This window comes from Enterococcus mundtii (assembly GCF_013394305.1).
Classification (GTDB): domain Bacteria; phylum Bacillota; class Bacilli; order Lactobacillales; family Enterococcaceae; genus Enterococcus_B; species Enterococcus_B pernyi.
Genome location: NZ_AP019810.1, coordinates 414,138 through 434,284, shown reverse-complemented (window position 1 = coordinate 434,284; position 20,147 = coordinate 414,138). Strand labels below are relative to the sequence as shown.

Sequence of the window (20,147 nt, the reverse complement as noted above, 5' to 3'; positions counted from 1 at the left end):
TCGGAACACTGTGCATTTCGTTTTAGTGGGAGATAAGGAGTTTTTATTTTAGCTCTTTTCTAAGGGAAACTACCTATAAGACAAGGAATCTCTAAGACAAGAAGCGTGTTTTTTGTTATACTAAAAGGGAGAATGAAAAAGCAGGTGAGCCAATGAAACTAACAATAAAAAAAAGAGCAGTCAAAAAATTTTTAAAAGGCTATCCATTGATCCAAGAAGAAGATCTAGTCCAAATGAAAAAAACGACGGAATGGGTAGAGTTAATTGATCAGCAAGGAAAATTTTTAGGAAAAGGCTATTTAGGAAAACAAAACAAAGGGATTGGTTGGGTACTCAGTCAAAAGGATGAACCATTTGATCAATCATTTTTTGAACTAAAATTTCTGACAGCTAAAGAAAAAAGGACAAGCTATTTTAATGATGAGCAGACAACAGCTTTTCGTTTGTTCAATGGAGAAGGGGATGGGATCGGTGGTTTGATCATTGACTACTACGATAGCTTTGCTGTCTTTTCTTGGTACAATGAAACCTTATATTTGGCTCGTGAAGTTTTATTAAAAGCTTTTCAAGCTGCTTATCCTGAAATTGTCGGAATCTACGAAAAAATTCGCTTTGAAACAACACGATTACCGGAGAGCCAGCATGTGACTGGAGAAGAGGCCAAAGAACCACTACTTGTCCAAGAAAATGGAGTGACTTATGCCACTTATTTGAATGAAGGTCTGATGACAGGAATTTTCCTTGATCAAAAAGAAGTCAGAGGGGCATTGATCGATGGCTTAGCTTTAGGGAAATCAGTACTGAATATGTTTAGCTATACCGGTGCTTTTTCTGTAGCTGCTGCTATGGGTGGGGCAACAGAAACGACAAGTGTCGATCTAGCAAAACGAAGTTTGAAAAAAACTCGTGAACAATTTGAGGTCAACGGGTTGACACCGGATGCCCATAAAATCATCGTCATGGATGTTTTTGAATACTTTAAATATGCCCAACGTAAAGGTTTCTCTTATGATGTAATCGTTTTGGACCCTCCAAGTTTTGCTCGGAACAAGAAAAAAGTCTTTCGTGTAGCCAAAAATTATGGTGAATTAGTGAAAGATAGCTTGTCGATCTTAGCCGATGAAGGAATTTTGATTGCCTCAACAAATGCAGCCAATGTGTCGATTGATCAATTTCAAGCAATGATCGAAGATGAACTAATCTCTGCAGAGTATGAATACCAAATCAGCGGTGTTTATCGTTTGCCTGATGATTTTCAAACCATTGATTCTTTCCCAGAAGGAAATTATTTAAAGGTATTTGTTTATGAAATAAAAAAATAGAGAGGGCGTGAAGTAAATGTTTCAAGTAAAAGGAGTAAGATTTGGTACTGGACGTCCAAAAGTCTGTGCGCCCTTGACTGGTACAACTCGCGAAGAACTTCTGAGAGAAGCAATCCTGGCGAGGGAAGCCGGTGCTGATTTGGCTGAATGGCGTCTTGATTGTTATCAGGATGTCTTCAACAAAGAACAACTAAAGGAAACGTTAGTACTGATCTATGAAATGTTAGAAAGACTTCCATTGCTTTTGACTTTTCGAACCTTAGAAGAAGGTGGAACGCAAGATATTTCAATCAAAGACTATCACGATCTGTATAAATTTTTGATCGACACAGAATTAGTGGAAATGCTAGATATTGAGTTGTTCAAAATCGAAAGTATGGAAAAGGATCTGCTCCATGATATCCACCGCCGCCAGATCCCACTGGTCATCAGTAGTCACGATTTTAAAGAAACACCAGCAGATCCGGTCTTGCTGTATCGTTTGAATATGATGGAACATTTTGGTGCAAGTATCGGCAAAATTGCTGTGATGCCAAATAATGAACGTGATGTTTTACGGATGATGGAATTGACTCGTCGTGCACATGCGTTTGTGTCAATGCCTCTAATCACTATGTCAATGGGTGAGCTTGGCATGGTCTCTCGACTTGCAGGCAACGTGACAGGTTCAGCCATCACTTTCGGTGCGTTAGATGCGACACGAGCTTCTGCACCTGGCCAATTACCAGTTAAAGAATTAAAACAAATCATTAGTTTACTCAATGAAAATTAAGCTAGACGAAGGTGAAGATTTTGGCAAAGAAGAAACCAGTAAAAACGAATGCTATACGTATGGTAGAACAAAAAAAGATTGCTTATACAGAACATGAATATGCTTGGGATGAAGCACATATCAGTGCCTCATCCGTTGCTGCTCAGTTGCCAGGAAGTGAATCACGAATTTTTAAAACATTAGTAGCAGTGGGGAATAACACAGGTCCGATCGTTGCCGTTATCCCTGGAAGCACTGAACTTGATTTAAAAAAACTAGCAAAAGTCTCCGGCAATAAAAAAGTAGAAATGCTCCATCTCAAGGACTTGGAAAAAACGACCGGATATATTCGGGGTGGCTGTTCACCAATTGGTATGAAAAAATTATTCCCAACATTTATTGAAGAACAGGCAAAAGAATATGACCAGATCATTATTTCTGCTGGAAAGCGCGGATTGCAAATGGAACTTGCTCCAGAAGCAATCGCTGAGTTGACCAATGCAACATTTGTCGATATCAAAATTTAAAAACCACAAACAAAAAGCAAAACAAATGCTGAAAGATCGATCCATGAAAGGCGAACGACACGCGTTGCCTTTCATGGATGTTTCATTCAAGCAATGTTTTGCTTTTTTGTCTCTTACCATTGACTTTGCATGGCTGCGTGCATCCCTGAAACACGCCCCGTAGCAAAAGCTGCCGTGATATTAAAGCCACCTGTATACCCATTTACATCAAGTAATTCACCGCCAAAAAACAATCCGTTCAATACTTTACTTTCCATGGTTTTTGGATTGACTTCTTTTAATGAAACGCCACCACCAGTAACAAAAGATTTCTCGATGGGAAATGTCTTATGGATCAATAGCTCAAAGTTTTTACATAATTCAGCAAATTCTTGGATTTGTTTTTCGGTTGTTTGGCTACCAGTTAGTTCGGTCATTTCTAGACGTTCAAGATAAAATTGGAGTAGACGTTCAGGTAGAAAACCACGCCACGCATTGATCAAATTCTTTTTCGATTCCTTACTTAGTTCCACTAACTCCTGTATCAGTTCTTCGACTGATTTCGTCGGGAAGCAATCTAAAGAAACAGTTACAGGTGCCTGCGTTTTTTGTAGTTCATTGTTGATGAAGCTGGAACACCTTAAAGCTGCTGGTCCAGAGATCCCAAAATGGGTAAATAAAAGATCCATCGTGTGTTCCGTGATCACTTTTCCTTTTTGGTTCAAGACACGTAACGTGATATCTTGTAAAGAAAGACCTTGCAACACTTTATCCGCAATAAATGATTCCTCAGAAATCAAAGGAGACTCTGTTGCATAAAGTGGTGTGATCGTGTGGCCTACTTTTTTGACCAATTTATACCCATCACCCGTTGCACCAGTAGAAGGATAGGTGCGTCCACCAGTCGTCAAAATGACGCATTTTGCTTTAAATTCATCAAATTCAGTACGCACACCATAGATTTGGTTGTCCTTATGGATCAATTTTTCTACACGTTCACCAAAAAACATCGTGACGTTCAATTCATTCAGACGATGAACCAGTGCTTCAATGATCGTTTTAGATTTATTAGTCACTGGAAACATTCGTCCATGATCTTCTTCTTTTAAGTGAACCCCTTGTGTTTCAAAGAATTCCATGATGTCAAAATTGTTGTATTGAGAAAACGTACTATATAAAAATTTACCATTTCCTGGGATATGCGCAATCAAATCATCAACAGGGCGATTATTTGTGACATTACATCGACCGCCACCAGTCATCAATAATTTTTTACCTGCTTTTTTATTTTTTTCGATCAACAAGACACTGGCACCATACTCGGCTGCACTGATTGCAGCCATCATGCCACTTGTTCCTGCGCCAACAACAATCACGTCATAAGTTTTTTCCATTTTCTCACCTCACAGAGAGTGTAGCATATTTGAAGACGATTCGCAGAAAATGTTTTGACCTATGATTGAAATAAGCTAAAATAAAGTCAGATGAATAAAGGAGCGTGAACCTATGTCAAATGCAAAAGAATACGTACAAGCGATACAAGAAAAACTTCACCAAAAAGATGACGACCAAATCGAGTTTCTGCAAGCGGTCGATGAATTTATGCCTACGGTCATCCAATTTTTAGAAAAAAATCCAGAATACATTGAAAAAAATATTCTAGGGATTTTAGTAGAACCAGAACGAGTGATCCAATTCCGTGTTCCTTGGCAAGATGATCAAGGAAACTGGCAAGTGAATCGTGGGTACCGAATCCAATACAATTCAGCCATCGGACCATATAAAGGTGGCTTACGTTTTCATCCAAGTGTCAATTTGAGTATTTTAAAATTCTTAGCATTTGAACAAATTTTCAAGAACAGCCTGACAGGCCTACCAATCGGTGGCGGTAAAGGCGGAAGTGATTTTGATCCAAAAGGAAAATCGGATAATGAAATCATGCGCTTTTGTCAAAGTTTCATGTTGGAACTGGCAAAACATATCGGACCTTCAATTGATGTACCGGCAGGCGACATCGGTGTAGGTGCTCGTGAGATCGGCTATATGTATGGTGCCTATAAACGACTGAAACAATATGATGCAGGCGTTTTGACAGGGAAACCTTTAGATTTCTGGGGAAGTAAGATCCGAACAGAAGCAACAGGTTATGGCTTAGTTTATTATGTGAAACACTTATTGAACGAAGAACAAGATTCATTTGCTGACAAAACAGTGATGGTTTCAGGTAGTGGGAATGTGGCAATCTATGCAATCGAAAAAGTCCATGAATTAGGAGGGAAAGTGGTTACTTGTTCTGATTCAGGTGGCTATATCTATGACCCAGAAGGTATCGATCTTGATCTATTAAAAGAATTGAAAGAAGTCAAAAGAGCCCGCTTAACAGAATACGTCAAAGAACGCTCATCAGCTGAATACCACGCAAATGAATCGGTTTGGACTTTGAAACAAGCGGCTGATATTGCTTTACCTTGTGCAACGCAAAATGAAATCGACGGACAATTGGCAGAGATCCTTGTAGAAAATGGCGTGAAGATCGTCGCAGAAGGTGCGAACATGCCATCCACATTAGATGCTGTTTCAGTCTATGAAAAAGCAGACATCTGGTATTGTCCAGGAAAAGCTGCCAATGCTGGTGGTGTAGCTGTATCTGCGCTAGAAATGAGCCAAAATTCACAACGATTGGTGTGGGAAAGCAGCCAAGTTGATGCGCAACTTGATGAGATCATGGCAACGATCTATCAAACATGTCGTCAAACTGCCAAAGAATTTAGCAACGAAAAAAATCTTTTGCTTGGTGCCAATGTGGCAGGTTTTGAAAAAGTCGCAAAAGTAATGGCTATGCAAGGTTTAGTCTAAAAAATGGAAGTTTCTTGCAAATATTAGAAGCTTCTCGCATATTTGCTTGAAAAATAATAAAAAAAAACGTAAAGTATATCTGTAGATTGAAACTTTTAAGGAGGAACAAAAATGGCACACATTCATTTTGACTATTCAAAAGTTGCACCATTTGTCAATGAACATGAGTTAGGCTATATGCAGAGTCAAGTTACTGCTGCAGACAAATTATTACGAGAAGGAACTGGCGCAGGTAGCGATTTCCGAGGATGGATCGACCTACCTACGAACTACGACAAAGAAGAATTTGCTCGTATCAAAGCTGCTGCTAAGAAAATCCAATCTGATTCTGAAGTCCTTGTGGTCATCGGTATCGGTGGTTCTTATTTAGGTGCTCGTGCAGCAATCGATTTCTTACAACATACCTTCTACAACTTGTTGGGAAGCGACAAACGCCAAACACCACAAATTTTCTTCGCTGGAAACTCAATCAGCTCAACTTATCTTGCTGACTTGATCGAAGTGATCGGCGACCGTGACTTCTCAGTAAATGTCATTTCAAAATCAGGAACAACGACTGAGCCAGCCATTGCATTCCGTGTATTCAAAGAATTACTTGTTAAAAAATATGGTCAAGAAGAAGCAAACAAACGCATCTACGCTACAACAGACAAAGCAAAAGGGGCTGTTAAAGTAGAAGCAGACGTAGAAGGATGGGAAACATTTGTGATTCCTGATGACGTCGGTGGACGTTTCTCTGTATTGACAGCAGTTGGTTTGCTACCGATCGCCGCAAGCGGAGCAGATATCGATGCCTTGATGCAAGGTGCTGCCGATGCAAGCAAAGCTTATTCAAGCGACAAACTTGAAGAAAACGAAGCTTACCAATATGCAGCAATGCGTAATATTCTTTACCGTAAAGGCAAAGTTACTGAATTGTTGATCAACTACGAACCAGGAATGCAATACTTCTCTGAGTGGTGGAAACAATTATTCGGCGAATCAGAAGGTAAAGACCAAAAAGGAATCTACCCTTCAAGTGCAAACTTCTCAACAGACTTGCACTCACTTGGACAATACATCCAAGAAGGACGTCGCAATATCTTCGAAACAATCGTAAAAGTTGAAAAACCACGTAAATCAATTACAATTCCTGAACAAGCAGAAGACTTGGACGGACTTGGTTATTTACAAGGAAAAGAAATTGACTTTGTAAATACAAAAGCTTTTGAAGGTACATTATTAGCTCATACAGACGGCGATGTACCAAACCTATTAGTTAAAATCCCTACAATGGATGCTTACACATTAGGTTACACAATGTACTTCTTTGAAATTGCTGTCGGCATTTCAGGTTACTTGAATGGCATCAACCCATTCGACCAACCAGGAGTAGAAGCTTACAAGAAAAACATGTTTGCTTTACTAGGCAAACCAGGGTTTGAAGACCTTGCGAAAGAATTGAACGAACGCCTGTAAGATGGGGGTTAGAGAAGATTCTTAGTAATGAAAACGACTAAACATGTAGGTGCCATTTTATTTTAATGGTACTACATGCAGAAAAGACAGCCGATTATTGGCTGTCTTTTTTTTGATGTAAATTGGACCAGTTGACCAGATGCTTTTTATCTTGATTGTTTAAAAAATCATCTGATTTACTTACAGCACGTTCTTTGACAAGGAGAGAGAGGTGACCATATATCTGGGGGATAGATACTTCTTTGTAACTAAGTATAATTGGAGTGAGAAATATATTTATGGAGGTAGTATAGTTTGATCAAGGTTTATTGACAAATAAAGCCTACTAAATTTTTTTGTTAAAAAATTAAACTGCGTTTCCGTATGCATCAGTTATTGTGATCGTTCCTTCCTTAGAAACTCGATAAAAACCTACCGATCCTGATCCTCCTTGTTCAAGTATTGATTTACTTTGTGTATTGAATAGATAGTCTGATTCAATTATTTATAGAAAGTAACCACGATATCCTCATTTTGTAATTCAGGAGAATCACTGATAAGTACTTGCATTGCTCGTTCCTGAGAGGTTATTGCATTACCTACAAGGGGCGAAGAAGCAGCCGTTGATTCCGTTGTTACCTCAGATGATTGAGTAGAATTTATAGCTTCTTGAATTTGTGAAGGTTGAAATATTGATGAATTTTCTTGAAACGAACTCTTTTCATTTATTGAATTTAGTTCGATATTACTCGTTGAACTTATAGATTGGTTATCTGACTCTGTATTTTTTGAGGTAGTTGTCTCACAAGCAGCGAGTAAAAGAAGACTAGTTACCATACCAATAAAAACAATTTTTTTTATTATAATTTCTCCCATATATATTATTTATTTATCGTACACTTTATATATATATATTGTAAAAAGATAACGCATCCAAATTAGCGTGATAATAATAATTACTTACATTAAACTTGTTTTGACTAGAGATAGGTATCATAAACTCTAATGATGTTTTGCGAGAGTTATTATTTGTGTTCTTAGCTGATACGTGCTATATTAAACAAGTAATCTAATTTGAAACGTAATCTGAGCGATATATTCACACTATAAAAACTCCTTTTACCAAGTAATGTTAATTGCAATAAAACACGTATGATTTACGTAATAGGAGGAAATATATATGAATAACGGTACAGTAAAATGGTTTAACTCAGACAAAGGTTTTGGATTTATCACTGGTGAAGATGGACAAGATGTATTTGCACATTTTTCAGCCATCCAAGGTGAAGGCTTTAAGACTTTAGATGAAGGTCAAGCAGTTACTTATGATATTGAAGATGGTCAACGTGGACCACAAGCAGTAAATATCAATAAATAATTCAATAGACGACTTTGAACCATCTCCTTGTGAGATGGTTTTTTTGTTATTTGGAATAGATATGAAAATTTTGGAAACATTTGAAAAATCAAGTAAACTATTATTTAATAATCAGTAGGTAGAGATCGCAAGAATCAAATGCTTTTAAAGTAATTAGAAAAGAGGAAAAGTATATGGAATATGTCATTACAACCCAAGAACATTCTGATTGGCTTTCAGTAGCTAATTCTATCCGTCAATTTGAATGGAAAGCAGCAAAGTATATAGCAGAAAAAATGGAAAAACAAGAATTTACAGATTGGGAATCCGTGATTATTGCAAAAGATGGAAATCATGTTGTAGGATTTTGTACTCTTGTAAAAAAAGACATTATTGATACGAAGGACTACACGCCTAACATTGCCACTGTTTTTGTCGCGCCAGAATATCGAGGGAAGCATATCAGCCAAAAAGTAGTTACAACAGGTGAAAATAAACTAAAGGAAATTGGTTTCGGCAGTGTATATATAACAACTCAACATGAAGGGTTATATGAAAAATGGGGATATCGGGAAATAACTAAGGAAAATGATCGGTTTGGACGATTGATGCGGGTATTAAAAAAAAATTTGATGAATGAAAAATCCGAATGAATAGGAGCGGCTCATACTAAGCGATTAATCAGTTATTTGAATAAGTAAAACAAGTATGCAGACATATTTGTTCGTATTTATTGAACATTGGTTTGATGTTTTCATAAGCTCATTCTTAGTAAAAGTCAAGGGAAATTCAATATGTTTTTCACAGATTATTTGTAAGATTAAGCGAATTCAAAAATACTGATAGGAGAATTTTTTCATGAAGAGAATTTTAGTGATTATTTTAGGTATAACAGTTTTATTAAGTGGGAGTATGTTTTGGAATAGTAGAGATGCGGCAGCAAAGGAGCAAGGTGGCACTTATCTTCTAGGCTGTACCATGAGAATAGAAGGAAAACAGTATAAATGGAGAGAAGCGTCATTTGGTGGTACGAACAGAGGGTATGAAATCAACCCAGGGAAATATCGCTACCAATTAAGTCCAAATCCACATAAAGATCCTTGGTATAATAAAAACCAAGTGAAGTTTTATAACCAAGGTGCTGATCAAATCGAAAAACAAGCAAATGAAGAGAAATGGCAGACCAAGGGATGGCCTGATACTATCAAAAATATTACGATCCATGGTATTGAGTACAAATTGACAAAATAAAAATATTAATGGTACAAACTTATACTACTAGAATGATAAATCAAAAGAATAAGCGTAAATATTTGTATTCTTAGGTAATACATGGTATATTAAATAAGTAATCTAATTTGAAACGTAATCTGAGCGATATATTCACACTATAAAAACTCCTTTTACCAAGTAATGTTAATTGCAACAAAACACGTATGATTTACGTAATAGGAGGAAATATATATGAATAACGGTACAGTAAAATGGTTTAACTCAGACAAAGGTTTTGGATTTATCACTGGTGAAGATGGACAAGATGTGTTTGCACATTTTTCAGCCATCCAAGGTGAAGGCTTTAAGACTTTAGATGAAGGTCAAGCAGTTACTTATGATATTGAAGATGGTCAACGTGGACCACAAGCAGTAAATATCAATAAATAATTCAATAGACGACTTTGAACCATCTCCTTGTGAGATGGTTTTTTTGTCTTTTTATCAAATAATAAGATTTGGAAAGAGAGTTAAATAAAGCTAATTTATGATATATACTAAATCATGTAAAAGGGTATACTTAGGCTTATTGAGATTTAAAATTTAAAACAGTATGTACATAAAAAGGAAAATGTATTGTAAGATTTTTAAAACTAGAACAGAAAGCATCAACGGAATGAAGATACACCAAAACAACGGCAGTTACGCCGCATCAATGTGTTGGTAAAATAATGTCAGCAAGTGATCTGTACTATTGATGCGTATGTTAGATAACGCTAGTCAATAAAATATATATAAGGTAAGCTGGAGACAAAGCTAACTCTAAATATTCTTTCTTCTCCTAAAACCGAGTGAACAGTGTAAGTAGAAAAGATTATTTGAAAATAAAAAGTTATCTGTAAAAAATACAAATAATATTTTTACAGATAACTTTTTTCTTTTTTATTTGAATAGACAACAAACTCATAATGAGAAGGTGTTATAAATAATAGCGCTTTCTTTTTAGCGGTTATAAAAATTTATTTACCACGTTAATCATTTCTTTGGATAGGTTATAGATATCCATTGGTTCGGATAGCTCATAAATCGTCTTATTATCATCGTTCAATTCGATTTTCATACCAGATGAATTAAAACGAACACGTAAAATCCATTTTCTAATATTGTCGTCTAATAGGATATTAAAATAGCTTCTATTATCTCTATAAAATAGTCGGTTTAATGGAATGGTATCTTTTAAGACAACTTTGCAAATGGTATAAGCTTCTAGCTCTTCTGGAGTAGTAATAACTTCACTGTCACTTTCATCTGTTGTGTCTGATTGAGATTTAGCTTCATTTTCATCTGTAATAACTGATGTTTTCAATGCTGCACTTAATTTGTCATTTACTTTTTCAGCAATAAATTGATTCATTCCTTTTTTTATGATAGGTTTAAATTTTTCTATTGTCTGTTTTGTTTTCATCCCCTCATAAATTTCGCCTAATAGATACTTAACGAAGTTATCGGAAGGCTCATTTAATTCAGAAGTAAGATAAGATTTTAATGAACTGAGATACTTTAATTCTGCCGCAGAGCTTGTGATTTTATCAACGTCAAAATTATCTTTATGAAATTTTGCTAATTCAGGAATCTGGTTATCTTTAATTTTTGTGATATTTATAGTTAAAAAAGGTGTCAAATCCATCTTATTAGGCTCGTCTAAATCAGTAAAAAATTTATATTCTTCGCCATTTGTTAATATTCCAAACTTAGATGTTGTTGTTCCAAAATATCTGAACAATTGAGAATCATGTTTCGTTAGCTGTTGATTGATTGACTTTGCTTCGATTAATATAGTGGGTTTTCCATCTAAGACAATAGCATAGTCAACTTTTTCTCCCTTTTTTATGCCAACATCTGCTGTAAATTCTGGTACAAACTCTGTGGGGTTAAATAAGTCATAGCCCAAAGTTGCAAAGAACGGCATGATCAAAGATGTTTTGGTTGCCTCCTCTGTACCAATACTATCTTTTAGCTCAATAACTCTTTTACCTAACTGTTTTAAATTATCTTGAAACTTTTCCAATTCCATAATAGCCCTCCTGATAGTTTCTTACTCCCATTTAACGGCAGGTAGTAGTAGTCGCCAAATCTATATTATCGAGGACTTACCCCACTAAGTCCTAAATAAACATAATAGTACACTCATTAAATCAAAAACCGATAACAACTCTCTGGAAGACCATAAAGTCTTGTCAGTTCTTCCACTTCTCTTGGGTAGGTTTCCGTATCTTCTTTGTACAAGGAAACGATCAAGTTCGAAGCAAAGCAGTTAGCTTCGCTTTCAGACTTGCTTCTTGAATTTCTAGAGGATACATAGTAACTAGATATTTCTCGATGGAACAAAGCGTGTCCAAGTTCATGGGCACAAATGTAAAAACGTTCTTCTGATTCTTTCAGTGAGTTGTTCAATAAAATAATAGGGGAGCCTAATAGTTCTTGAAACTGTCCTTTTGGATTATCGAGAAAAGAGACATATCTGATTTCTATTCCTAATTTTTCAGCAATCACAAAAGGATTGGCGGTATCATAGGTACGCTTCAGTTCGCTTACTAGTTTGATAATATCCATCTCCATATATGCTCACTTCTCTTTGCCACGTTTTCGAAATTCCCAGAAAAGCCCCGTCAATACATCTTTCACACGTTGCTTTTCTTGTTCTGTCAATGTTTCTCCACCATACGCCATATTGACATTTGAATTGAGCATTTTGTCTAACTCAAATAAATCATCTTTATTTGCCCATTTTGGCGCTTGGTTGCTGCCCAATAAGAAATCAGTTGTTACCCCAAAATAATCCGCTACTTTTTTTAAATTTTCCGACTTGGGTGAAACACGATCCCATCTTCGGATCTGGCCATTAGAGATTCCTACGGCACGTTCGACTTCAGCAAAGGTTACTTTTTTTTCTTCTGCTAATTGTTTGATTCGCGCAACTAGTGTCATAAGGAACCACCTTTCTTGATATTTAAATAGCATAAAAGTCATTAAGGTTGACAATTAGCTTTTAAGCTATTATAGTTTGCTTATACACTGATTCAATTGTTCGAAAAGTTAAGAATACAGTTACTTAAAAGTTCTTTCAATAGAGCATGCTTAAGATAAAGCGTATTCTTATGATTTCTATTGACTTTATAATAGCTTAAAAGTTATTTTGTGTCAAAGATGATGAACATTGAATTGTAATCAAATTGAAGTAGTCTGTCGGAATAGGTAAGATCAAACAAAGGTTAGGTATTCCAGAAAGTGGAGGGTGAGCAAAATGATTGTAGAGAATGATGTGGTATTGAATGAGTTTAGAAATCTTGTAAGTAATGTGTACATTCAAATTTTTGTATTGATTCTGTGTCTTGATTTTATTAGTGGTATCTGTCTGCAAACAGGAAAAAAGAAACGATTCAAACGTTCTGTGGTAAAAGATGTAATCAAATATTTGTTGATTTTACTTATTGTTTTGATTGCTTATCCCTATCTCAAAATTACAGGTTTTGAAGCAATTGGTATTGCTTTGGTTTTTTCGTATTGTGCGATCTATGGTTTGTCCGTTATTGAAAATCTAAGGAAACTAGGAATACCTGTACCTGATTTTGTTAAAGTACGTTTGAAAAAATGGCGTGATTTCTCAGAGGAGCAGGGGAAGTACAAAAAATGATCGATAGGATTTTCTTAAAAGTGCTGCTAGGATATTCTTCTTATTTGGAGCAAACAAAAAAGACGTTTCTATGGCTCGTTTAGCCAAAAACGTCTTTTAATTCTCTATAGAATTATCAGCTGACATGAAAAGGGAACACTCCTTAGTTAGATTCGTGTAGCGCTTTTACTGCTTGCTCAATGGTGATCCCATAAGCGATGTGTTGTTCGTTCATTGCATCGATTGCCATGAAGCGATTCGTTGAGCTATCAAATGCTACACGATAGCTGATGCTTGTTTTTGTGAATGTCATAGATATTTCTCCTTTCATCGGTATTTGTGTATTCATGAAATTTTTCATAAAACTTCCGAATACACCTTAAGTTTAGCACCATTCTAATATTTGGGCAATCAATGTGCTATAAGATAGCTGTTGCTAGTTTACTTGAAATTAATTCTCTGAGATTCCCATCAATAATCCAATCATTAATAAAATAAATATACCAGTTTGAATGTAGACCATCTTTATTCACCTCTTTAAGATTAATGTATCTCTTTTTTGGTTTGGACTCACGAACAGTGGGGGATAATGTTCAAACAAAATTGTCATATTTTGGGTTGAAATGACTGAAATAATAGCAAAACAGGCATCAAAATAGTGAAAGTTGAAAGCGTCGAGCAAACACTTGCTTTGAGATATTTCGCAAACTTCATTATAATAAAAGAAAGGGGGCGAATCGCTATGCAAAAAAGAAAAAATTCTGGTAAACTAAGCATTTTTCTAGCAGTTATATCTGCTATCCCTGCTGTTTTAGCAGTCGTTCGAGCTATTAAGGAATCAAAGCAAAAATAAACTAAAAAAAACGTGTTGCTTACTTATCCGGTGGGATAGTGAGCAACACGTTTTTATATTAACCAACACCAAGAACAAAGTTTAATAGCTTGTCAGAGTAAGTAATTTCTCCTTCAGAATCTTTGATCGTATCATTCAACGCTTGCATATCATCTGTGATGATACCATCTACACCATAAAACATCATCCGGCTCATATCGTCTGACTCATTGGGTGTCCATACATAGACTTTTTTGCCATCCTGATGAGCAGAATCAATGAAATTACGATTGATCGTACTGTACTCCATGGTCAAGAAGTCGGCAGGTGTTACTGGAGGGCCAACTAGATTAAAAGGCAAAATGTAGCCAACGTAAAAATTAGGGTTTTCCGCTTTTAAATCTGACACTGTTTGGTAAGTCAAACTTTGTAAAATATGTCCATGTGTTAAAATAGTTTCTTCGTATTTTTTAACAAAATTTTTAACTAAATCATCCGAGTCTTTTCGAGTCGTTTTGATTTCGATCAATAATTTTTGGTTCAGTTCATTTGCTCGGTTTAAATACGTATCGAATGAAACCAATGGCTCTTTGGCACCATTTTCAGTCACAGTCAATTTTTCCAGTTCTGCTAAAGTTAGGTCTTGCGGTGCTTTATTGACCCCAGTCAAATTTCTTAAATTGAAATCATGCATGACCACGAATTGACCATCTTTGGTTTCTTGGATGTCCATTTCTACATAATCTGGATGATAATCTTTGCTCGTCTTTTCTAGTGCAGCAATCGTATTTTGTGCGCTGTTTCCTAAGCTAACGCCACGATGGGAAATCGTTAGAGGTTTTGTTTCAGAAGCAGATGTCAGGTAATTCATATTGTAAATACAAACACCGACACCGAAGAAAACAGCAAACAAAGTAAACGCAGTATTTTTTAAAGCTGTGTGTTTTTTGGGCACTTCTTGTGAAGAGAACCAGCTGGGAATATCTGGTAAGAAACCTTCATCATCCATAAAGTCTACAATGACGTAAAAAATTCCGACGGTAGACATCACAATATTGAACAAAAGAACGCCTTGTAAGAGTGTCATGGCAAAAACAGCACTAATCAATGAGTAATCGGAGAAATATTCCTCAACAAAGATCTGACCTGACAAGATCGCCAAGTAACTGATTGTTGAAATCAATAAAATCGTACCACTGATCACTAAAAATTGACCTGAAATCGCAAAAAAACGTGCTTTGGTTAAACGCCAACTCTCACGGATCGCTTCACGAAAAGGGCGATCTCTTAAAATCATTTCAGGTAATGCAAAGATTAAACGAATCCCGATATAACCGAGGAAGACATAGACAAGTAGAAAAGAACTTACGATGATCCAGCGGTTAGTGAAAATAAAATCCATAATAAATGCAGGAATTTTTATTTTAGAAAGTAAGTCCGAATTAAAACTTAATCCACTGATCGGTAAAATCAAAAAAAAGTAAGCTAAGAAAAATAAAAAAATCATCGGACGAACTTTTTTTATTTGTCGGATGGTCAACTGCAATAATTGCTTTAATGAAATTGGTTCTTGTTTTTTGATGAAATAAACACTCATTAGCAAAAAAGTAAACTCAAAATAGACTAAGAGCAAAATCAACAATAAGACAGCGATCAAGGAGAAGAAAACTCCTGGATGTTGCGAAATCAGTGTGGGGATATTATCCGTTGAAAGATAATCGATCGACCCACGTTGTAAAATCAAGCGTGTCATACTACCAAGCAAAGGCAAACAAATAAACAAAATAAACCCATGCATCAGAACTACATCACGAAAATAAGCTTGTGTTCCTTTCAGGAAGTCCCAAGCATTTCCTAAACTTCGTTTTAAATAAACGATCATTATTATCACCTACTCCTAACATTATAGCGCAAAAAAGATAAAAAAGGAGTACTGCAGGAATCTTTCATTGCAGTACTCACAGTGTATCTATTAAGAAATCATCCTAACAAGCCAGTCAGGAAGTTACCACCATAAATCAATGCCATGCTGTACAAAAAGATCGATAAGGGTTTAGCAATCAAAATAATCAACGTGTATTTTTTGACTGAGATATTTGTCAAGCCAGCCATTAAACACAAGGCATCGTCTGGTGCTACTGGTAAGAAGATCGCTAGCGCGAAAAGCTTTTCAAAACGACTTTGGTTTTCTAACCAACCAATATATTTGTCATATGTTTTATCACTAATCATCGACAGGATAAATGGTTTTCCATATTTTCTACCTAATAGGAAAATAATGATCGAACCGATACAAATACCAACATAATTATAGATAAAGCCAGCGTAAGGACCAAAAATCAGGACACCTGCTGCGGTGCTGATCCCTCCAGGAATGATCGGTATAACGACTTGCAGTATTTGGATCAAGATAAAGATTATCGGTCCTAAAATAATTGAATCACCTACAAGACCTCTTAATGCGTTCAAATCTTTAAAGACGCCTAGATTAATAAAATAAATCGTGAGTGCAATTGAAAAACCAATACCGATGATCGATATAATATTCATTAATTTACGTGATACTGCAACGTTCATCCCTAGTCAACTCCTTCGAGGTTTTCATCTGATAATTGTATTTTACCTGAAAAGCGCAACTGCGCGCCACTATTTCAAGTGAGAAACAACAAACAATTTTGTAAGTTCAAACCAAGTATAGAGGATGGAACAAAATAAAACATCCATCTAGAGTCTTATTTACTTAATTTTATGATCTATAAAAGGATCATGGCTATTTCACATTTAAATCCGGCGAAAAATCTTGATGTTCAAAATTGGCGAATCATACATGATTTCCACATCATCGATCAGATTCCCAAGTAATCGATAGGATTCTTGGCCATGAGAAGGGGTACCTAGCAACTCGTGGTAATAGATCTCCATACTAGGATCTCTAGGTGTATTCAACAGTGAGGCCAATGTATTCAAATCTTTTGGCGGATTTTTCGTTGTTCCTTGAAATTCGATATACAGTCCTTCATCTGTATATTCTAAGCCAATACGAATCTCATTGATCTCGTGTTCGTAAAAATACGTGAGAAATTCATCAATGATCCTCTTTGATAGTTCTTTTTCCATTTCCATGTGCGTTCTTTCCCTTCCCGGTAAACGTAAAATTTTCTAGGATAGGCACTAGTATACCAGCAATAAATCCCGTTGAAAACCCACTATTATATAGATTCAATCCTCCGTGTAATGTGCTGAGATTATGGACAAGAGTAATATGTAAAAAGCCTGCAATCACTCCATAAACGCCGCCATAAAATCCACTGATCGGGGCAAGCCCTGTACCGAAAATCGCAGCTACGAGCATGGTTGTTTCGGTCATATCATGCATCGTCCCTAATATTGAGGCAATGTAGATACCAATCAAAATCGGAAAACAATTTTTAACATGACTTCCAAATGAGCTGAAACCAGCCACTGAGATGATTCCTCCCACCACAGGTCCATTTAGCACACCACCGATCAGCAAGACGTAAGACATCAATAACAAGCCAACAAAGCCCATATTGATCAAGGTGGCGCCGATACCTGATGTGCCGATGAAATCTGTTGTAAGTTTTCCAGAAGACTCAAAGATTTCACGTAATCCTTTCAATTTGAAGGCATTAAAGAAGAAGCCACAAACAGCGGTTGATAAAAAGAATAAAAAAATGATCCAAGTCAATTCATGGTGGTAATCAGGCGAAAGAATCGAATGTACTTCGATCGAATAACTAAATTGTCGAAGGATACCTGTCACCAACATAGCAATCAACCCTGAAGTAAAACCAATATTATAAAGTGTAAAACCACGATGAAAGGTCAGAGTCTGAACAGCTAGGATCGGCAATAAAAAGCCAACGATCAAACCGGCTAAATTACCCAGGAAAGCACCTTGAAGGATTGGTAAACCCATCCCGAATGTAATATAGCTGACAACAGGGGAGAGTGCACTACCAAATAAGCCAATCATTACATATTGAGAAAATGGTTTGTGCATAAAATAGGCATATAAATAAACACCGAGGATAATGGAGATGGAATTGTATAGATTTTTCCCAAAGAATGAAAAACCCGAGACAGTCAATATGGAAGCAAACATTGCACCATTCAACGTGACTTTATGGCGATAGGCGAGTAACACAGAAGAGAGTGTAAGTAAGCCTACATTCATAAATACGCTTCCAAATCCACCTAAAGCAATATAGTCGGTCAAAAGATTACTGGGGGAGGTCATGATGACCATTAATCCCACGAGGTTATTTGATAAAGAATCGCTAAGCAATCCAATAATCAAAAAAAACACGCCTGTAAAAATAAGGTAAAAATAGTTTTTCCTTTGAGAAATGATTCTTTTTTTAGGATGAATATAAATAACGTCACTTTTATTCTTCATTACACACCTTCTTTTCCTTTTTATTTAACTATAACTTGAAAGAAAACTTTAGGTCAACTTAAATTCAACACAAAATCAAAAATTGTAAGGGGAAACAAATTACACAAAAAAATATTTAGAAAATTGAGAAAATCAATAAAAAAACACATATATGCTTTAAAATATAACGATTTAGGTATATTATTTGCAAAAATTGATCAATATCGGTTAAAATAAAAGAACAGAGACTGTAGCATAAAGTGGGGGAGTTTATTATGAGAAGAAAAGTCTATACGAAGGATCAAATTCTGAAAGCTGCATATGAAGTTGTTGCTAAAGAAGGATTTAAAGGTTTCACTGCACGAAATATCGCGAAGAAGATGGGGATATCTACCCAACCGATTTACTTAGAGTTCAAAAATATGGAAGATTTAAAAAATACGCTATTAGATGTCATCTTCCAACAGTTAGAAGAAGAAGTGTTTCCTGTAGAGCGTACAGGCGATAAAATCATTGATTTAGGATTGAATTATATTTATTTCGCTAAGAAAAACCATAGCCTTTATATGGCTTTATATATCGATGAGCATGGAAATGGTCAAAAGATGCATGATTTTTCTTATAATTATTTCCGCAAGTTATTAAAAGAGGACGCCCGCTATAAAGATTTATCGGAAGAGTATATTGATGCGCTTCATACTGGTACTTGGGTAACCATCACTGGTATTGCTTCATTGATGTCTTCTAGTATTATGCATCCGACTGAAGAGCAAATCATTTCGATCATCAAAACGACGGTCGATTCTGTACTTGCAATTGAAAATCCAGAAAAAATACGCTAATTACAACAGCATGAGGTCGAGACAGAAGTGTTTAGCCTCTAGAAATAAGACGCCATCTACGAAAAATGTTCTTCAAATTTTTGTGGATGGCGCCTTATTTTTTCGAAGAGGTTACTTCTACTGTTAACGCCGTTTATTCGTTTTTTGGTGGTGCGAGAAGACGAATGTCCGTAAGCTATTTTATTCCAATCCTGTAATTTGAAAAGTGTTTTCGGATTTAAACATAACAGTTATGGTATTTAAATGACCAGTTTACAAAACAAATAAGATGAACTGGAGTGCATAATACCTCTTGACATTTGTAGAAAAAAGATTAAAAATAGTAGGCATGGAAGGTTGGCAGAGTGGTAATGCACCGGACTCGAAATCCGGCGAGCCGCAGAAATGTGGTGCACGGGTTCAAATCCCGTACCTTCCTTATATACCAACGGTTAGACACGATTTAGGTCGTGTCTTTTTTGTTGTATTTTTATCTTAAATTATTCTTTGACTCCCCTTTTGGTACTCCTTTTATAATTTTACATACTCATCTCATGTGATTTGTAAATTTACAAACACGGTCTATTTTATGTATAAAGAAAGATCTCTGTAAAAAGAAAGAAACAACAAGGGACAGCCTAGCTATCCCTTGAAAGTCAACCGTTATGGCAGTCTTTGCAACAGTAGCGACATCCATCGAAACTTTTGGATGTGTGGGTTGTGCTTGCTTTATGTAGGGCTTCTTCACATGTAGAAAATACGCCAATAAAAAGTACATCCTCTGGACAATGCGTACATGAGATCACGTGGACTTCGTGATTTCCTCGCGCATCTGTTTTTTTGTTAAAATAATAAATTGCCATCTATATCTACCATCCTGATTTATTTCAACGTCTTGCTCGTTGATACTTAAATTATACGGGAAGGTTGAGTGAACATGAGGATTATTTTTTCGCTATGATGGAAGAGGTTGTTTTAAAA

Annotated in this window: 21 protein-coding genes and 1 tRNA gene; 12 read left to right on the top strand and 10 right to left on the bottom strand. The window is 36.0% G+C overall.

Features of this window, described 5'->3' with window-relative positions; translation table 11 throughout:
- Positions 1-152 precede the first annotated feature (152 nt).
- From HZ311_RS02055 to ybaK, 3 genes are read left to right on the top strand one after another with little or no spacing between them, the layout of a single operon-like run.
- The gene (locus HZ311_RS02055; RefSeq protein ID WP_065095976.1) at positions 153-1,322 is read left to right on the top strand and encodes a class I SAM-dependent rRNA methyltransferase; all 1,170 of its coding nucleotides are present in this window, start codon (positions 153-155) and stop codon (positions 1,320-1,322) included.
- 16 nt (positions 1,323-1,338) lie between these two features.
- Positions 1,339-2,094 carry a type I 3-dehydroquinate dehydratase gene (aroD, locus tag HZ311_RS02050; protein ID WP_023519905.1) on the top strand — a complete coding sequence of 252 codons (756 nt, stop codon included), beginning with the start codon at positions 1,339-1,341 and terminating at the stop codon, positions 2,092-2,094.
- Positions 2,095-2,114: 20 nt separating this feature from the next.
- Positions 2,115-2,600: a Cys-tRNA(Pro) deacylase gene (ybaK, locus tag HZ311_RS02045; protein WP_010735105.1), complete on the top strand. Its 486-nt coding sequence runs from the start codon at positions 2,115-2,117 to the stop codon at positions 2,598-2,600.
- Positions 2,601-2,713: 113 nt separating this feature from the next.
- Here the strand turns inward: ybaK and HZ311_RS02040 are convergent, their stop codons facing one another.
- The gene (locus HZ311_RS02040; RefSeq protein WP_010735106.1) at positions 2,714-3,973 is read right to left on the bottom strand and encodes a BaiN/RdsA family NAD(P)/FAD-dependent oxidoreductase; all 1,260 of its coding nucleotides are present in this window, start codon (positions 3,971-3,973) and stop codon (positions 2,714-2,716) included.
- A 112-nt stretch (positions 3,974-4,085) separates the two neighbouring features.
- Between HZ311_RS02040 and gdhA the strand changes: the two genes are divergently transcribed.
- Positions 4,086-5,435, top strand: coding sequence for an NADP-specific glutamate dehydrogenase (gene gdhA / locus HZ311_RS02035; RefSeq protein WP_178946450.1), 1,350 nt, complete (start codon positions 4,086-4,088; stop codon positions 5,433-5,435).
- Between the two features lie 111 nt (positions 5,436-5,546).
- Positions 5,547-6,893 carry a glucose-6-phosphate isomerase gene (locus HZ311_RS02030; protein ID WP_178946449.1) on the top strand — a complete coding sequence of 449 codons (1,347 nt, stop codon included), beginning with the start codon at positions 5,547-5,549 and terminating at the stop codon, positions 6,891-6,893.
- Between the two features lie 480 nt (positions 6,894-7,373).
- On the opposite strand, the gene HZ311_RS02025 is transcribed toward HZ311_RS02030, so the two are convergent.
- A complete protein-coding gene (locus HZ311_RS02025) occupies positions 7,374-7,748 on the bottom strand; it encodes a hypothetical protein (protein ID WP_023519902.1) in 375 nt (124 codons plus the stop codon).
- A gap of 304 nt (positions 7,749-8,052) precedes the next feature.
- On the opposite strand from HZ311_RS02025, the gene HZ311_RS02020 reads away from it, so the two are divergent.
- The 4 genes from HZ311_RS02020 to HZ311_RS02005 all read left to right on the top strand — a co-directional run bounded on the left by HZ311_RS02020 (position 8,053) and on the right by HZ311_RS02005 (position 9,891).
- Entirely contained in the window at positions 8,053-8,250 is a 198-nt protein-coding gene (locus HZ311_RS02020; RefSeq protein ID WP_010735111.1) for a cold-shock protein, read from the top strand.
- Positions 8,251-8,423: 173 nt separating this feature from the next.
- A complete protein-coding gene (locus tag HZ311_RS02015; protein WP_178946448.1) occupies positions 8,424-8,882 on the top strand; it encodes a GNAT family N-acetyltransferase in 459 nt (152 codons plus the stop codon).
- 205 nt (positions 8,883-9,087) lie between these two features.
- Positions 9,088-9,480, top strand: coding sequence for a hypothetical protein (locus HZ311_RS02010; RefSeq protein ID WP_023519901.1), 393 nt, complete (start codon positions 9,088-9,090; stop codon positions 9,478-9,480).
- A 213-nt stretch (positions 9,481-9,693) separates the two neighbouring features.
- Positions 9,694-9,891, top strand: a complete 198-nt coding sequence (locus HZ311_RS02005) for a cold-shock protein (RefSeq protein WP_010735111.1) — start codon at positions 9,694-9,696, stop codon at positions 9,889-9,891.
- Between the two features lie 559 nt (positions 9,892-10,450).
- Here HZ311_RS02005 and HZ311_RS02000 read toward each other — a convergent pair.
- The 3 genes from HZ311_RS02000 to HZ311_RS01990 all read right to left on the bottom strand — a co-directional run bounded on the left by HZ311_RS02000 (position 10,451) and on the right by HZ311_RS01990 (position 12,429).
- Positions 10,451-11,515 carry a type I restriction endonuclease gene (locus HZ311_RS02000; RefSeq protein ID WP_010735114.1) on the bottom strand — a complete coding sequence of 355 codons (1,065 nt, stop codon included), beginning with the start codon at positions 11,513-11,515 and terminating at the stop codon, positions 10,451-10,453.
- A gap of 116 nt (positions 11,516-11,631) precedes the next feature.
- Positions 11,632-12,060: an ImmA/IrrE family metallo-endopeptidase gene (locus HZ311_RS01995; protein WP_019722947.1), complete on the bottom strand. Its 429-nt coding sequence runs from the start codon at positions 12,058-12,060 to the stop codon at positions 11,632-11,634.
- Positions 12,061-12,066: 6 nt separating this feature from the next.
- Positions 12,067-12,429 carry a helix-turn-helix domain-containing protein gene (locus tag HZ311_RS01990; RefSeq protein ID WP_010735116.1) on the bottom strand — a complete coding sequence of 121 codons (363 nt, stop codon included), beginning with the start codon at positions 12,427-12,429 and terminating at the stop codon, positions 12,067-12,069.
- 316 nt (positions 12,430-12,745) lie between these two features.
- On the opposite strand from HZ311_RS01990, the gene HZ311_RS01985 reads away from it, so the two are divergent.
- Positions 12,746-13,135 carry a phage holin family protein gene (locus tag HZ311_RS01985; protein WP_023519900.1) on the top strand — a complete coding sequence of 130 codons (390 nt, stop codon included), beginning with the start codon at positions 12,746-12,748 and terminating at the stop codon, positions 13,133-13,135.
- Between the two features lie 142 nt (positions 13,136-13,277).
- On the opposite strand, the gene HZ311_RS01980 is transcribed toward HZ311_RS01985, so the two are convergent.
- The 5 genes from HZ311_RS01980 to HZ311_RS01960 form a co-directional block, all read right to left on the bottom strand.
- Positions 13,278-13,427, bottom strand: coding sequence for a hypothetical protein (locus tag HZ311_RS01980; RefSeq protein WP_010735118.1), 150 nt, complete (start codon positions 13,425-13,427; stop codon positions 13,278-13,280).
- A gap of 598 nt (positions 13,428-14,025) precedes the next feature.
- Positions 14,026-15,825 (bottom strand): glycerophosphoryl diester phosphodiesterase membrane domain-containing protein, encoded by a 1,800-nt coding sequence (locus HZ311_RS01975; protein WP_175401364.1) that lies wholly within the window; start codon positions 15,823-15,825, stop codon positions 14,026-14,028.
- Between the two features lie 101 nt (positions 15,826-15,926).
- Positions 15,927-16,523: a TVP38/TMEM64 family protein gene (locus tag HZ311_RS01970; RefSeq protein ID WP_010735121.1), complete on the bottom strand. Its 597-nt coding sequence runs from the start codon at positions 16,521-16,523 to the stop codon at positions 15,927-15,929.
- Positions 16,524-16,727: 204 nt separating this feature from the next.
- Complete coding sequence (locus HZ311_RS01965) at positions 16,728-17,063, bottom strand: hypothetical protein (RefSeq protein ID WP_023519896.1); 336 nt, start codon at positions 17,061-17,063, stop codon at positions 16,728-16,730.
- Positions 17,032-18,366, bottom strand: coding sequence for a DUF1576 domain-containing protein (locus HZ311_RS01960; RefSeq protein ID WP_178946447.1), 1,335 nt, complete (start codon positions 18,364-18,366; stop codon positions 17,032-17,034). The genes HZ311_RS01965 and HZ311_RS01960 overlap by 32 nt, the downstream gene beginning before the upstream one ends.
- Positions 18,367-18,620: 254 nt before the next feature.
- On the opposite strand from HZ311_RS01960, the gene HZ311_RS01955 reads away from it, so the two are divergent.
- Positions 18,621-19,187 (top strand): TetR/AcrR family transcriptional regulator, encoded by a 567-nt coding sequence (locus HZ311_RS01955; protein ID WP_023519894.1) that lies wholly within the window; start codon positions 18,621-18,623, stop codon positions 19,185-19,187.
- A gap of 330 nt (positions 19,188-19,517) precedes the next feature.
- A tRNA-Ser gene (locus HZ311_RS01950) sits at positions 19,518-19,605 on the top strand.
- The last annotated feature ends 542 nt before the right edge of the window (positions 19,606-20,147 follow it).